Annotated in this window: 12 protein-coding genes; 1 reads left to right on the top strand and 11 read right to left on the bottom strand. The window is 71.9% G+C overall.

Going from position 1 to position 13467, the window contains the following annotated elements; translation table 11 throughout:
* Positions 1-254: 254 nt before the first annotated feature.
* The 10 genes from AB0I60_RS20135 to AB0I60_RS20090 all read right to left on the bottom strand — a co-directional run bounded on the left by AB0I60_RS20135 (position 255) and on the right by AB0I60_RS20090 (position 12221).
* Positions 255-1520: an MFS transporter gene (locus AB0I60_RS20135; protein ID WP_360731862.1), complete on the bottom strand. Its 1266-nt coding sequence runs from the start codon at positions 1518-1520 to the stop codon at positions 255-257.
* Between the two features lie 33 nt (positions 1521-1553).
* Entirely contained in the window at positions 1554-2816 is a 1263-nt protein-coding gene (locus AB0I60_RS20130; RefSeq protein WP_360731860.1) for an ATP-grasp domain-containing protein, read from the bottom strand.
* A gap of 200 nt (positions 2817-3016) precedes the next feature.
* Positions 3017-4825, bottom strand: a complete 1809-nt coding sequence (locus AB0I60_RS20125) for an ABC transporter substrate-binding protein (protein ID WP_360731858.1) — start codon at positions 4823-4825, stop codon at positions 3017-3019.
* Positions 4826-4843: 18 nt separating this feature from the next.
* Positions 4844-5185: a hypothetical protein gene (locus AB0I60_RS20120; protein WP_360731857.1), complete on the bottom strand. Its 342-nt coding sequence runs from the start codon at positions 5183-5185 to the stop codon at positions 4844-4846.
* A gap of 112 nt (positions 5186-5297) precedes the next feature.
* The gene (locus tag AB0I60_RS20115) at positions 5298-6539 is read right to left on the bottom strand and encodes an ATP-grasp domain-containing protein (protein WP_360731855.1); all 1242 of its coding nucleotides are present in this window, start codon (positions 6537-6539) and stop codon (positions 5298-5300) included.
* 9 nt (positions 6540-6548) lie between these two features.
* Positions 6549-8174 carry a class I tRNA ligase family protein gene (locus tag AB0I60_RS20110; RefSeq protein ID WP_360731853.1) on the bottom strand — a complete coding sequence of 542 codons (1626 nt, stop codon included), beginning with the start codon at positions 8172-8174 and terminating at the stop codon, positions 6549-6551.
* The gene (locus tag AB0I60_RS20105; RefSeq protein WP_360731851.1) at positions 8171-8539 is read right to left on the bottom strand and encodes a cupin domain-containing protein; all 369 of its coding nucleotides are present in this window, start codon (positions 8537-8539) and stop codon (positions 8171-8173) included. Before AB0I60_RS20105 ends, AB0I60_RS20110 begins: the two co-directional genes overlap by 4 nt.
* A gap of 29 nt (positions 8540-8568) precedes the next feature.
* Positions 8569-9897 carry a SidA/IucD/PvdA family monooxygenase gene (locus AB0I60_RS20100; protein ID WP_360731849.1) on the bottom strand — a complete coding sequence of 443 codons (1329 nt, stop codon included), beginning with the start codon at positions 9895-9897 and terminating at the stop codon, positions 8569-8571.
* A 320-nt stretch (positions 9898-10217) separates the two neighbouring features.
* Positions 10218-11240, bottom strand: coding sequence for an FAD-dependent oxidoreductase (locus AB0I60_RS20095; protein WP_360731847.1), 1023 nt, complete (start codon positions 11238-11240; stop codon positions 10218-10220).
* A 330-nt stretch (positions 11241-11570) separates the two neighbouring features.
* Positions 11571-12221 carry a hypothetical protein gene (locus AB0I60_RS20090; protein WP_360731846.1) on the bottom strand — a complete coding sequence of 217 codons (651 nt, stop codon included), beginning with the start codon at positions 12219-12221 and terminating at the stop codon, positions 11571-11573.
* Between the two features lie 45 nt (positions 12222-12266).
* Here AB0I60_RS20090 and AB0I60_RS20085 point away from each other — a divergent pair, with 45 nt between their 5' ends.
* Positions 12267-12785 (top strand): hypothetical protein, encoded by a 519-nt coding sequence (locus tag AB0I60_RS20085; protein WP_360731844.1) that lies wholly within the window; start codon positions 12267-12269, stop codon positions 12783-12785.
* Between the two features lie 99 nt (positions 12786-12884).
* Here AB0I60_RS20085 and AB0I60_RS20080 read toward each other — a convergent pair whose 3' ends face one another.
* Entirely contained in the window at positions 12885-13322 is a 438-nt protein-coding gene (locus AB0I60_RS20080) for a hypothetical protein (protein WP_360731842.1), read from the bottom strand.
* Positions 13323-13467 lie beyond the last annotated feature (145 nt).

Here is a 13467-nt window from a genome sequence, read left to right as displayed (position 1 = left end):
CGCGCTTTGCCAGGGTGTGCAAGCACGCCCTTCGCTTGCACACCCTGGCAAAGGGTGGTTGTCTCCAGACCAGGCCACACGGGGAGAACACGACGGACCGCACTTCCTCCCCCGGCGGCCTGCCCAGCGGCGAGCGCCGCCCTTATTTCTCGTCCCCCGGCAGCCCGGCGAGCCGGCCCGAATCCCCGACGCGGACAGCGCGGCGGGCCGGCACCCCGTGTGGGGTACCGGCCCGCCGGACGTCGGACCGCCGGTCAGCTCTGCGGCACCGGCTCCTCGGCCGGTTCGGCCGAGGGCTCCTCCTTCTTGCGGGTGTCCTTGGTCGCCACGTAACCGACCGCCGCCGCGATGAACGACACCGCGCCCAGCACCGGCCACACCGCGTGGCCCAGCTCCAGGAACAGGAAGCCGCCCACCATCGGGCCGGCCGCCGAGCCGAGGCCGAACACGAACTGGAAGCTGCCGATGTAGCGGCCCTTGAGGTGCGGGGGCGCGATCAGGCCCGGGTAGGAGAACACGACCGGGCCGCCGATGATCTCGGCCAGCGTCCACAGCAGGGTGCCGGCGATGATCACGGCCGGGCCCAGCGGCAGGCCGTAGGCGGCGACGCCCAGGCCGAGCAGCACGAAGCAGACCGCCACGACCAGCTTCGCGGGCAGGTTCTGCGTGGTCTTGGTGATCGCCAGCTCGAACAGGATGACCACCGCGCCGTTGAGGGCGACCGCGAAGGTGTACCAGAAGATCGGCACGCCGGACTGCGCCACGTCCAGCGGCAGCGTCACCATGTACTGCACGTAGACCAGGCCGTTGATGAACACGACCAGCAGGAACGCCAGGTAGCGCCGGTCCTTGAACACGTCGGCGTAGCTGCCGGTCGCCACGGGCGCGTCGGTGGCCTCGACGCCCCGGATGCCCTTCTCCTCGGCCTTGGACGGCAGGGCGAAGTAGGCGATCACCGCGTACGCGCCCGCGACCACCGCCTCACCCCAGAACAGCAGGTGGTAGCTGTCGCCGCCGAACTGGTAGAGGCCGTAGCCGATCAGCGGCGCGGCCGTGGTGCCCAGGTTCAGGCCGAACCGGTACATGGCGAAGATCATGACCTGGCGGTCTTCGTCGGTCAGCTCGGACAGCAGGGTCGCCGACGCGGGCCGGTAGACCTGGCCGACCGCGCCGACCAGGGCGATCGCCACGATCAGCAGCGGGTAGCTGGGCAGGTAGAGCAGCGCCGCGATGAGCGCGGCGGAGCCCGCCATGCTCAGCACGGTCGAGTTGCGGGCGCCGAGCCGGTCGGCCAGCGCGCCGCCGATCAGCACGCCGACCACGCTGCCGACGCCGTAGACGCCGAGCGCGGTGGCCGCCTGGCCCGCCGAGTAGCCCGTGGCGGTCAGGAACAGCACCAGGAAGATGTTGAGGAAGCTGCCGACCTTGTTGACGAAGACGCCGCCCAGGACCGCCTTCACCGCCATCGGCGATTCGACGAACGTGGTCCAGATGCCTGCTGACTTGTTCTGCGTTGCCATCACTTCACATCTCTCGAGGGGGTTGCGGGGAGCTCAGGCGGGCGTGACGTCGAACGCGGCCTCGGCCGCGTCCAGCCGGTCGGCGACCTGCTCGCGGGTGTCGCCGGTGGCGACGGCGAACGCGATGCGGCCCCAGACCGTGCCCTTGGGCGGCGGCGAGACGACGGCCCCCGGCTTGGCGACCACCACGACCCGTTCGATGCCCTCGGGCAAGGCATTGTCCGCGAAACCGAGCGTTCCGATGGTCGTGTCCTCCTCGGACACATAGAAGAACCGAATGCCGGCGACGCGGCGGCGGGTCGGCGTGAGGTCGACGGGCCGCCCGGTGGCCGCCGCGGCGGCCACCAGACCGGGGTCGATGCCGGTGGCCAGCGAGCCCAGGAACGGGATCATGTCGCCGCCGAGGCGGCCGTTGACCTCGATGACCCGGGGGCCGGAGTCGGTGAGCATGAACTCCGAGTGCGTGACGCCGTCGGTGAAGCCGAGCGCCTCGTGCGTCCGCTGCAACGCCTTGAGCAGCGCCGGGTCGGACAGCAGCGGGTCGGCGGCGTCCACGAAGTGGCCGACCTCCTCGGCGTAGGGCGGGTAGCCGACGACCTTGCGGCCGACGAACAGCGGGGTCACCTCGCCGTCGCGCACCACCGAGTCGACGCTGATCTCCTCGCCGGACACGAACTCCTCGACCAGGACCGGCTGGTCGGTGTCGAACACCACCGGCTCCGGGCCCTCGGCGGCCACGGTGAACGCGAAGTTGGCGCGCAGCTGCTCCTCGTCCTCCACCTTGACCACGCCGAGGCTCGCGCCGAGGCCGCGCGGCTTGAGGATGGCCGGGTAGCCGATCACGGCCGCCGCCGCGACCGCGTCCTCCACCGTCTTGACCGGGGTCGAGCGGGGCTGCGGGACGCCCGCCACGTCCAGGGCCGCGCGGGTCTGCCCCTTGTCGCGCAGCCGCCACACCACCTCGGGGTCGCCGTTGCGGACGCCGAGCTCGCGCGCGACGAACGACGCCGCGTGGATGCGCGCCTCGTCCCAGCACAGGACGCCCGCGACGGTGTCGCGCGCCGCGACCTCCCGGGCGGCCTCGGCCATCGCCGGACCGTCCATGGTGTTGGGCAGCACGGTCCAGCCGGCCGCGTACTCCTTCTCCCACTCCGGTTCCGCGGTGAGGAACAGGTGGACGCGGTACTCGGCGCTGATCGAGCGCAGCAGGTACTCGCGGTAGGTCCGCATACCGGTGGCGACCACCAGCAGCAGCGGGCGGGTGTCCTCGGTGCCGGTCATGACGCGGTGCCTCATCTCTCGTTGCTACGTCTGGGGAATCACGGTCGCGGCGGGCTGCCGCGCCTTCGCCCGCGCCGTGCCGCGATGGCGATCGTGCGGAGGGGGTGGTGGGACGGGGGTGTGGCCGAGCCCGGACCGCCACGTCGGGGGTGGCGTGACGGCCGGGCCGGCGACCCGGCCCGCCGCGCCGAGGGGGTCGGCGCGGCGGCGGGTGGTCAGTCCTGGTCGGCGTAGTACCAGTTCTCCGGGTTGATCATCCCGTACGGGTTGACCGGCCCGAAGCCGCGCAGCGAGTTCGCCACCTCGAACAGCCGGATCGGGAAGTTCGGGGTGAAGATCACCGGGACCTGCTCGGCGATGTAGTCCTGGTACTCGTAGAGCACGTCCAGGTCGTCGCTGGTGACGGTGCGCTCGATCAGCTCGTCGGCCTTCGGGTCGCTGTAGAAGCCGAAGTTGCCGCCCGCGCCGGTGGAGAACAGGATCTCGCCGGTCGGGTGGTGGTAGGCCCAGCCGCCGTTCCAGCAGCACATCTCCCACAGGCACGGCGTTTCCTCGGTCGCCTTGCAGGGCGCGTCCTCGGCCACCAGCACCGAGCCGTACACCTCCTGCAACCGCAGCTCGATGCCCGCGCGCGCCGCCGCGTCGCGGAAGCCCTCCATCACGCGGGTCAGCGCGGGCCGGCCCTCGACGTAGCGCATCAGGATGGTCAGCTCGGTGCCGGCCGGGATGCCCTCCCCCGCCTCGCCGGGCCCGGTGCCGGGCCGCACGCACACGGCGGGCGTCTGGCTGGTGTCCCAGCCGTTGGCCTCCAGCAGCTCCTTGGCGTGCTGCGGGTCGAACGGCAGCGGCCACGCGCCCTCGCGCTGGCGCGGCGAGACGTAGTCGGTCTTCGGGTACATCGGGACCGGGCCGTTCTGCCGGTAGGCGTAGCCCTGGTAGATGTCGCGCACGGCGGTGTCCTGGTCCAGCACGCTCTGCAGCGCCTGCCGCAGGTAGGTCTGGGCGAACATCTTGCCGACCACGGTCGGGTTGTTGTAGTTCAGCGAGATGTACCGGATGCAGAACGCGGTCTGCGGGTACATCGTGTAGTGCTCGGCCAGCGGGTTCGGCCCGCCGACGACCGGGTCGACGGCGGGTTCGGTGGCGAAGCTCAGCGGCAGGTAGCCGACCTGGATGCCGTGCTCGGAGTCCGGCCCGGCCTGGAGCATCTTGTACTGCTCCTCGTCGGAGAACGTCGGCACCTGGCGGAACTCGTCCAGGTGTGGCTTGTTCGGCCCGGAGTAGTGCTCGTTCGGCACGAACGTGACGATGCCCTCCAGCGTGTAGCTCTTGAGCCGCCACGGCCCGCTCACCACGCTCCAGATAGGACTGTCCGCCCACTTGGTGCGGTGCGCGTTGCCCTCGTCCACGATGTCGCCCTGCTGCGCCATCAGGTAGTCGTAGACGGCTTCGACGTCCGCGAGGTCACCGGAGGCGTTCGCCGGTCCGGCCTCGGTCCGGTCCCACGACTTGGGCAGCGGGGTGATGGTGCTGAGCTGGTTGTGCAGCACCCAGTGCTTCGAGTAGACCTTGTCGAAGGTGAAGAACACCTTGTCCTCGGCCAGCTTGCCGTAGGAGGTCAGGTTGTCCGGGAAGTAGCCCGGCACGTACTCGCCGTACCGCGCGCCCTTGACCTTCATCAGGTTGACCCAGAACAGCACGTTGTCGGCGGAGACCGTCTCGCCGCTGGACCACTTCCACGGCTTGATCGTGACGGTGACGGTGAGCCCGTCCTCGCTCCACTCCGGCGGCTCGCCGATGCTCTGGGTGTAGTCGACGTTCGGCGTGCCGTCGCTGCCGAAGTAGTACAGCGTGCGGTACATCAGCGCCTGGAACTCCAGGATGTTGCGGGTGCCCATGCGCTCGGCCGGGGTGAACGGGAAGATCACGGCGGGCGGGAAGCCGGGCGCGCACGCCCAGGTCACGACGCCGCCCTTGCGCGGCCTGCCGCCGGTCGGGGCGGGGATGGTGCTGGCGGAAGTCATCGGTGTCCTCGTCGTCCTTCAGCTCGCCTGCGGGATTTCCTCGATCACGGACACGCCGCTGGAGGCGTGCGCGCCGAAGCGCTCCCACACCTCGTCCAGCCGGATGCGGCCGTCCGACAGCACGTTCGGCGTGCTGCGGCAGTGCCCGGAGACGACCTCGCCGTCGTCCAGGACCATGCAGTAGGCGAAGTCCAGCGAGCCGTCCGGCCCGGCGGTCCCGGTCAGCGCGCCCCGGCGGGCCTTGCCGCCCAGGAACTCGCCCCACAGCAGGTCGCCGTCCTGGTGGTAGACCGCGACCCGGCTCTCCTCCGGTGCCCCGTGCGCGACCGGGCGGAACCTTCTGCCGTTGTAGTTGATCACTTTCCTGACTCCCTGGCGTTTCCGGGCGGTAGGGCCCGTCGGGCGGTAGGTGCCCGAAGTTCTCCGGTGGCCGGTCCGGCGCCGCGAGCGGTGCGGCGCCGGGCCCGGCGGTCTAGCGGAACTCGACGCGGATCTTCGCGGCGTAGTCGTTCATCAGCGCGAACGCGTCCTGCTCGGACGTGCCCGTGGTGCCCAGGAAGCCGAGGATGGTGTTGCCGTCCGGCGGGCGCTTGATCTCGTCGCCCGGCCGGGCGGTGATCTTGAGCAGGAACACCCGGTCCGACCCGCTCACCTCGTCGGGCACCACGACGTGGTCCACGACACCGGCCTCGGAGATCAGGCACATGGCGGTGATGTGCGTGCCGGTCGGCCGGAAGTGCCGCACGTCGGGCCGGCGGCCCGCCGCGATGTCGGCCACGGCCGCGATCGGGTCGTGGCCGGCGGTGATCCGGGCGATCATGTCCAGCCCGCCGCCGCCGACCCGGGCCGCGATCTCCAGCAGGTACGGCTTGCCCCCGTGGAACCGGACCTCGGCGTGCATGACGCTGCGCCGCAGGCCCTGCGCGAGCGCGCCGGCCTTGACCACCTCGTGCACCGCCGCCAGGTCCTCGGCGCTCATCGACGTCGGCGCGTGGTGCACGTCGTCGTCGAACGTGCCGCCCTCGGCGGTGATCCGGTCCACCACCGAACCCAGGTAGACCTCACCGTCCCAGGACACGGCCTCCATCAAGTACTCTTTTCCGTCCAAAAAGGACTCGACCAGCAACCCGTTGGGCCCCAGGTCGATGCCCTCCGCCTCGGAGTTGGCCCAGAACAGCTCCCGGATGCCGGCGGCGGCCTGCTCGTAGTGCTCGACGAGCTGGGCCTCGTCGTCGCACTTGAACACGAAGTGGCTGCCCGCGCCGAGGGTGGGCTTGACGATCACCGGGAACCCGAACTCCCGCGCCGCCTCGCGCGCCTGCTCCAGCTCGGTGACGTACCGGAAGCCCGGGATCGGCGCACCGGCCTTCTCGTGCGCCTGGCGCATCAGCAGCTTGTTGCGGCTGTTGAGCGCCGCCTCCACGCCGATGCCGGGCAGGCCCAGCGCCTCGGCGATCGCGGCCACCGCGACCACGGCCGCCTCCGAGAAGGTGATGACACCGGCGAAGTCCTCCACCGCGTGCCACTGCTTCGCGGTGGCGATCATGTCCTGGATGTCCTTGGACCCCACCAGGCGGTAGCGGTCGGCGGGCCAGAAGTCTTCGGTGCCCTCGCCGTTGAGCACGTACAGCTCCGCGCCCAGCGCCTCCACCTGCTCGTAGCGCGAGTGGTAGTACTGGAGGTACTGGCGGGTTTCCACGGTCAGCAGCTTCACGGCGGCCTCCTAGCGTGCGCCGTCGAGCGCCGGTGCGAAACCGGTCGGCGCGGTGGTGGCGGGCAGGCGGGGGAACCGGAACAGCGGGACGCTCTCCGCCCGCGCCGAGCCCAGGGACAGGTCGACGCCCTCGGCCGCCAGCGCGTCCGCCACGTCGACCAGGATCGGCGCGGCGCACGCCAGCAGCGTGCGGGCTTCCAGCAGCAGGTCGCCGGGCGCGACCGGCGAGTGCCCGTTGCGCTTGCCGTCCACCGACTCGGCCAGCGCGCGCAGCCGCCCGAGCTGGGTGATGACGGTCTCCGCCGCGCGGCCCAGGCTGTAGTTGGGCAGCTCGTAGCACAGCCGGAACCGGTCGAGCATCGCCGCCGAGCGCCGCCGGCCGTCCTCCGTGGTGACCGGCACGCCGGGCACTCCGACCATGGCCAGCTCGACGGTGTCCGCCAGCGCGTTCCACGGCTCGACCAGCCGCCGCGTGGTGACCGAGTGCAGCGCGTCGCGGCTGAAGTTGGTGCGCTGGTACTCCGGCGCGGTCAGCGCCAGGAAGAACCGGACCAGGTCGCGCGGCACCTCGGCGAGCAGGTCCGCGCTCCAGATCAGGTGGTTGCGGCTGGTGGAGAACTTCTCGCCCTCCAAGTCGTAGAACTCGTTGCAGACGTTGGACTCCGGCGTGGTGTACCGGTCGCCGTGCGCCAGCAGCATCACCAGGTCGACCAGGCCCCAGTGGTAGACGTTGTCGAAACCGTGGAAGTACACCAGTTCCGCGTCGGTCTCCGCCCGCCACAGCTGGTCGGTGTCGCCGGTCGGCAGGCCCAGCTTCCCGGCCGCCCACCACGTGCTGTAGATCGACGCGGGCATCGCCTCGATCCACGGGTAGAGGACCTGGCCCGGCGTCTCCGGGAACGGGGCCGGGATGCCCCACGTGCCGGGGAAGGTGACCGGCACGTCCGGCAGCGGGCGGGCCAGCAGCTCGCCGATGAGCTGCTTGGCGTGGGGCCGCCAGCGCGGCGTGCGCGCGGCGTAGTAGCTGGTGAGCCGCTCCCGGTACTCCTCCATGGGCAGCACCAGGATGGTCTGCTCGCGGTAGACCACCGGGTCTGCCGGGTCGATGGTGTACTTCGGGTCGACCAGCTCGTCGAAGTTGTTGGGGTGGCCGCAGGTCTCGCACGCGCCGCCGCAGCTGCCCGCCATGCACACCGGGCAGGTGCCCGACACCAGGCCGTCGTAGAGGAACCGGCCCGCGTTCTTGGCGTAGGGCAGGCGGACCGTGCGCGACCGGAAGCGGCCGGCGGCGTGCAGGTCGGCCACGTAGTCCAGGACCGTGCGGCGGTACCGGTCGTCGATCGGCGGCAGGCCGGGCATCAGGGTGCCCATGGCGGCCAGGGAGCGCTCGATCTTCGCGGTCGAGGTCTCCACCAGGTCCTCGGGCGTGGTGCCCCGGCGGTGCGCGGTGGACAGCACGTAGCTCTGGCTGTCGTCGGTGCACGTCGTGTAGATCACCTGGCGGCCGTTGGCGCGCAGGTAGCGGGCGTAGACGTCGCCGGACAGGTACGGGCCCGCCATGTGGCCGACGTGCAGGTCCCCGTTGGACGTGGGGGTCGCGGCGACGACGATCGCCGGACGGGGCCGGCCGGTCACGCGGACTCCTCGTGGCGGGCGGAGAACTTCTCGGACATCTCGGCGTCCCACCAGATCGCGTAGAACTCGAAGTCGGCGTCGCCCCGGTTGACGACCTGGTGCCGCTCGTGCGGCGTGAAGTGCACGACGTCGCCCGCCACGAACGGCGTCTCGCCGGCCTCGGTGAGGATGTGCGACTCGCCGGACATGGCCACCCAGATCTCGTACTCGTGGTGGCCGTGCGCGCCGGACTCGGCACCCGGGCGCACCACGCACCAGGAGCCCTCGAACGGCGCGTTGACCAGCGACCACGGCATCAGCCGCTGGGCGACCAGCCCGTTGTCCTGCTTGAGGTTGTCCCGGTCGAGCTTGCGGATCTCCATCATGGTTCGCGTTCCCTGTCGTGGTGGGTGGCTCAGGCGGGGTGGGGCACGGTGGCCAGCAGCTCGGCGGCCGGCCGGGTGCGGGTGTCCGGGGCGGCCGGCGCGGGGCGGCCGGCCAGCAGGTCGGCGACGATCTCGCCGGAGCGGATCGCCAGCACGCTGATCAGCGAGTCGGCGATGCCGTGCGTGGACTCGTTGACGCCCTGGAGGTAGACGCGCGCCTCGACCGAGTCGGGCAGCGTCATCCGGTAGTTGCGGGTGACGGTGAAGTCGTCGTCCACGCCGATCGCCGCCGCGAGGGCGCGGGTCATCGCGGGCATCCGCTTGACGAACCCGGTGCCCAGCATGACCACGTCGCAGCGCAGCTCGTCGGTCGCGCCGGACTTGCGGTCGAGCAGGGTCAGCACGACCTCGTCGCCCTCCAGCCGCGCGTCGGCGACCTCGGCCATCGGGATCATCCGCAGCCGCTCGGCGCCGGTCAGCTTCTCCAGGTAGATCGTGCGGTAGAGGTTCTCCAGCATCGCCGGGGCGAGGCCCGCGTAGTTGGTGCGGTGCATCTCCTGGAGGAGCTGCTCGCGGGCGGCGGGCTGGGCGGCGTTGAACGTGTCCACGAAGGACGGGTAGAACAGCTCGTTGGTGAACTTGCTGCTCTCGTAGCCGTTCAGGCCGATCGAGCGCATCACCATGGTCACCTGGGCGCGCGGGAACTGCTGGTGGGTCTGCCAGACCATCTCGGCGGCGCTCTGCGCGCCGCCCACCACGACCACCCGGTGCGCCGCGTCGGCGTCGAGCGCGCCGACCCGGTCGAGGAACTCGGTGCTGTGCACGACCCGCTCGCGCGGCAGCGTGGCGAACTGGGCGGGCACGTGGGCGTCGCGGCCCGCGCCGACCACCAGGTCGCGGCAGCTCACCGTGCCGCCGTCGGCGAAGCGCACCAGCCAGCCGGTGACCCGGCCCGCCACCACGTCACCGGGCTCGACGCCGACCACCCGGCGGCCGTGCTCCACCCGCACCGAGGACAGCGAGCGCGCCACCCACGCCAGGTAGGCGGAGATCTCCAGCCGGTAGGGCGTGAAGGTGCCGAGGTTGATGAACTCGTCCAGCCTGCCGATCGAGTGCAGGTAGTTGACGAACGAGAACTCGCTGCGCGGGTTGCGCAGGGTCACCAGGTCCTTGAGGAAGGACACCTGGCTCTGCGACCAGGGCAGCAGCATCCCGCGCTGCCAGGCGACGTCGTCGTGCTGCTCGACTACGAGCGTGCGGGCGGCGAGGTCGGGGGCGAGTTCCTCCAACGCCACGGCCAGCGCCAGGTTCGCCGGCCCCGCGCCGATCGCCAGCAGCTCTACATCCCGGTGGTCCAACGCATTCTCCCAAACCTTGAAGTGGGTGGCGCCGCGACGGCGACACCACGCGAGACGGACCCGGACAATGCCCCGGTAGGGAGGGAAAGGGGTCCGCCGGCGCCGGAAAGAATTCCGGGCCCGGAAGTCGGATTAAGCCGGAGAGGCTTGACGGAAGGAACCGTAGGTGACCGGGCAGCAGTCGACAAGCCGTTCCGGAACCACCTCGAATCGCCCCGATACGGGAACCCTATCGACTCGGGAGTCGACCTTTTCCGGGCAGCCGGAAACCCGACCGGGGGCATTTCCGCGCCCACGGCCGGGAAGGTCCGGCGAACCGGTCAGAACGACGTCAGCAGCTCACCCGCCGCGATCCGGCTCGCGGCCACGGCGGTCTTCGCCGCGCCACCGCTCCCGCCGGTGAAGGTGAACACGCCCGGTCCGGCCGGGCGCAGCCGCAGGCCCGGGGGCGTGCGGTAGCAGTCGGAGGAGGCGACGAGGAGTTCCGGCGGCGGCACGTCGGCCGTCACCCCGAACCTGCGCCGCGCCTCGGCGGCGACCCGGTCAGCCAGCACGGGGTCGGGCCGCACGTCCTCGGGGGCCTGGTCCCACCGGTCGCAGCCGAGCCCGAGCAGGAACGTGCCGTCGCCCCACGGCCTGCCGTACAGGCCGGTGTCGTCGTCCACGAACGCGCCCAGGCCGGGCAGGTCGATCCGGTAGACACCGTACTGGATCTGCTTGGCGCGCAGCTCGCCGCCGTGGTCGACCAGGCCGGGCGTCCACGCGCCCGCGGCCACGACCAGCGCGTCGTACTCCCGCCGCACCCCGTCCGACGTGCGCAGGGCCGGCCCGTCGAGGAGCCGGGCGGTCGACCGCACCAGGTGCACGCCGTGCTCGACCGCCCACGCCAGGGCGCTGTCGCGCAGCCGCGCGGGCGACAGGTGGCCGGCGTGCCGCTCCAGCACGCCCACCGCGTCGTCGCGCAGCTCCCGGTACCCGAAGCGGCGGCGCAGCTCGGCCGCGCCGACCACCTCGGCCGAGCCGGGCAGCCGCTCGTCGACCACCCGCACCGACCCGGCGGGGTCGACGCCGCGCGGCACCAGGTAGGAGGAGCCGATCTCGCGGTACCCGCTCCACTCGCGCAGCCGGGCGTCCCCCCGCACCTCGGCGAGGCCGTCCGCCGCGTCCCGCCCGACCTCCGGGTCGAGCTCGAAGCCGCGCACCAGCCCGCCGGACACCTCGGAGGCGTCCGCCCGGGACCGGTCGCGGGCGACCACCTCGACCCGCACCCGGTCGGAGGACTCGCGCAGCCGCCACGCCAGCAACGCGCCGGCGAGACCGCCGCCGACCACCCCGACCCTCACGCGACCCGACCCGCCCGGTGCGGCCGGACAATCCCGGGAGTGCGGCGGAAAGCACATCCGATACCCGGCGGGAACAAATCAGACAATGCGCGGCTACGTGTTTCGCCGGCGGACGGACGGGACACCCCAGACTCCCCTCGGTACTGGCCAGGCAGATAGTAGGCACCCTGGGGTCGCTGTCAAAGAAGCATTCGACGTCGACCGCCCGTCCCCATAGCCAACCCTTATGAGGTGGTCCCCGGGCAGATTTCCGGGGCACCGGACACCGCCGATCGGCCGCTCGCCGACGGTAACCGGTCAATCACCCGCCGGCGGAGCGTGACCGCCCGGTCACGCGCTGCCGGCCGCCGCCGACCAATTGCGGGTGTGCACCAGGTAGCAGAATTCGTCGAGCAGTTTCGCCAGCGACCGGCCGGGCCGACCGAGCAGTTCGACCAGGGCGGGTTCGTCCGTCCCGGCCTCGGCGAGCAGGTCGAGCGCCCAGCCCCGGCCCAGCGCCAGGTGCGCCACGTAGGCCGCGCGGTCGCGCGCGCCGTGCAGCTTCTGCGCGATCAGGTCGTCCCACGGCATCACGCTGTTGGGGCGCAGGGCGAACAGCAGCTTCGACGCGGCCGTCGGGCCCAGTGAGCGGCTCGCGGCGGCCGGGGTGGCGGCCAGGTCGCCGAAGCAGTCGCCCAGCTCCGCGATCCGCTCGTCGGTCAGCTCGCCGATCCGGGTCTCGACCGGGGGCAGCGCGCCGCCCCAGCGGTCCCACCACGCCGCCAGGCCGGTGTCGAACACCTGCGGCTCGCCGGTCCTCGGGTAGCGGATGCGGCAGCCCCACGCGTTGAGCCAGCGGTGCGCGGCCTCGCGGTGGGCGGGCAGCGCCAGGTCGATCGCCGGGTCGGTGGCGGCGAGCAGCGCCGCCCACGACCGGTCCGGCCGGGAGTAGCCGCCGAACTCGACGACGGCGGCCCGAAGGGTGCTGAGATCCGGTTTCACAACGGGGCAGACTAGCCCGGCGCCCACCGCTTACGATCCCGTGCCGTGACCACGAATCTCGACCACCTCGCGAAGCTCACCAGCGTCGACCCCGACTACCGGCACTACCCCAAGGAGGTCGTCGCGCTGCCCGACCACGACCTGGTGCTGCCGGACTCGCACCTCAAGTGGTACGAGGTCCGCAAGGCCGACGCCGTGGTCGACCCGGAGGTGCGCGCGCAGGGCCACCGGTTCCTGCAGGACGAGGTCGCCGCCGGGCGGCTGGCCCTCTCCGGCGACCTGGGGTTCGTGGTGCACCACCTGTGCGGCGAGTCGTTCCACTTCGTGATCGCCTGCACGTGGCGCAACAACAACGAGATGTGGCTGAGCGTCTTCTACCGCGAGGTCACGCAGCACGAGGGCTTCCAGAAGCTGGAGCAGGGACCGCACCTGCAAGTCGTGTGCGTGTGGGAGCTGGGCGCGGTGCTGCACGAGCGGGCGGCGTGGTCGCGCTTCCTGTGCTCCGAGCGCGACGACGCCGCCAAGGCCGCCTACCTGGCCGACCGCTTCACCGGCACGGTCTGAGCCACGCCCGCCCCGTGACCGGCGCTTCCTCGCCGGTCACGGGGCGGGCCTCCTCTTCGCGCCTCGGGGATGGCGCCTCCGCTCGACGGCCCGCGCGCCTCACCCGGGCGTCGGCTCGACCAGCCGGTCGTGCCACCAGGGGGCCGGTTGCGGCCACCAGAGCGGGGACGACGACGCCCGGTGTGCGGCGTGCGGGTCGGGCAACGTGCGGTCGAGGTAGACGGCGTCCAGCGCGGCGACCAGCCGCTCCAGCTCACCGCGTGGTCGAGGGCGCAGGCGTCGCATGACCCACTCCAGCACGTCGCGCGCGTGCCGCACGTCCCGGAACGCACACCCGTTGCACGAGCAGTCGTCGACCTGCGGGTACAGGGGCCGTCGACCCGACCGGGCCAGGAACGCCCGGTACCGCCGCAACGCGAGGACGGTCGCACCGGGTTTGACGTAGTACTCCTCGGAGCGGCCCTCCACCTCGTGCACGGCGAGCGTGACGCGGCGGGTGAGCCCCGGCAGGTGCTCTCGCGGCCCTGCACCCCGCATCAGGGGCACCTCGGGCAGGGATCGTGCGGCGCGCAACGCGCCCGGCCGCCTACGCGGCATCGGCCTTTCGGTAGCTGATCACGACCCCATGATGCCGGCACCCGGCGGTCGAGTCACCTGCGTGACCGCCGGGTCGGCGGAGAGC

The organism is Actinosynnema sp. NPDC050436 (assembly GCF_040655415.1).
Taxonomy (GTDB): Bacteria; Actinomycetota; Actinomycetes; order Mycobacteriales; family Pseudonocardiaceae; genus Actinosynnema.
Note: the sequence above shows the minus strand (reverse complement) of the source record. Positions and strands in the feature narration are given on the sequence as shown.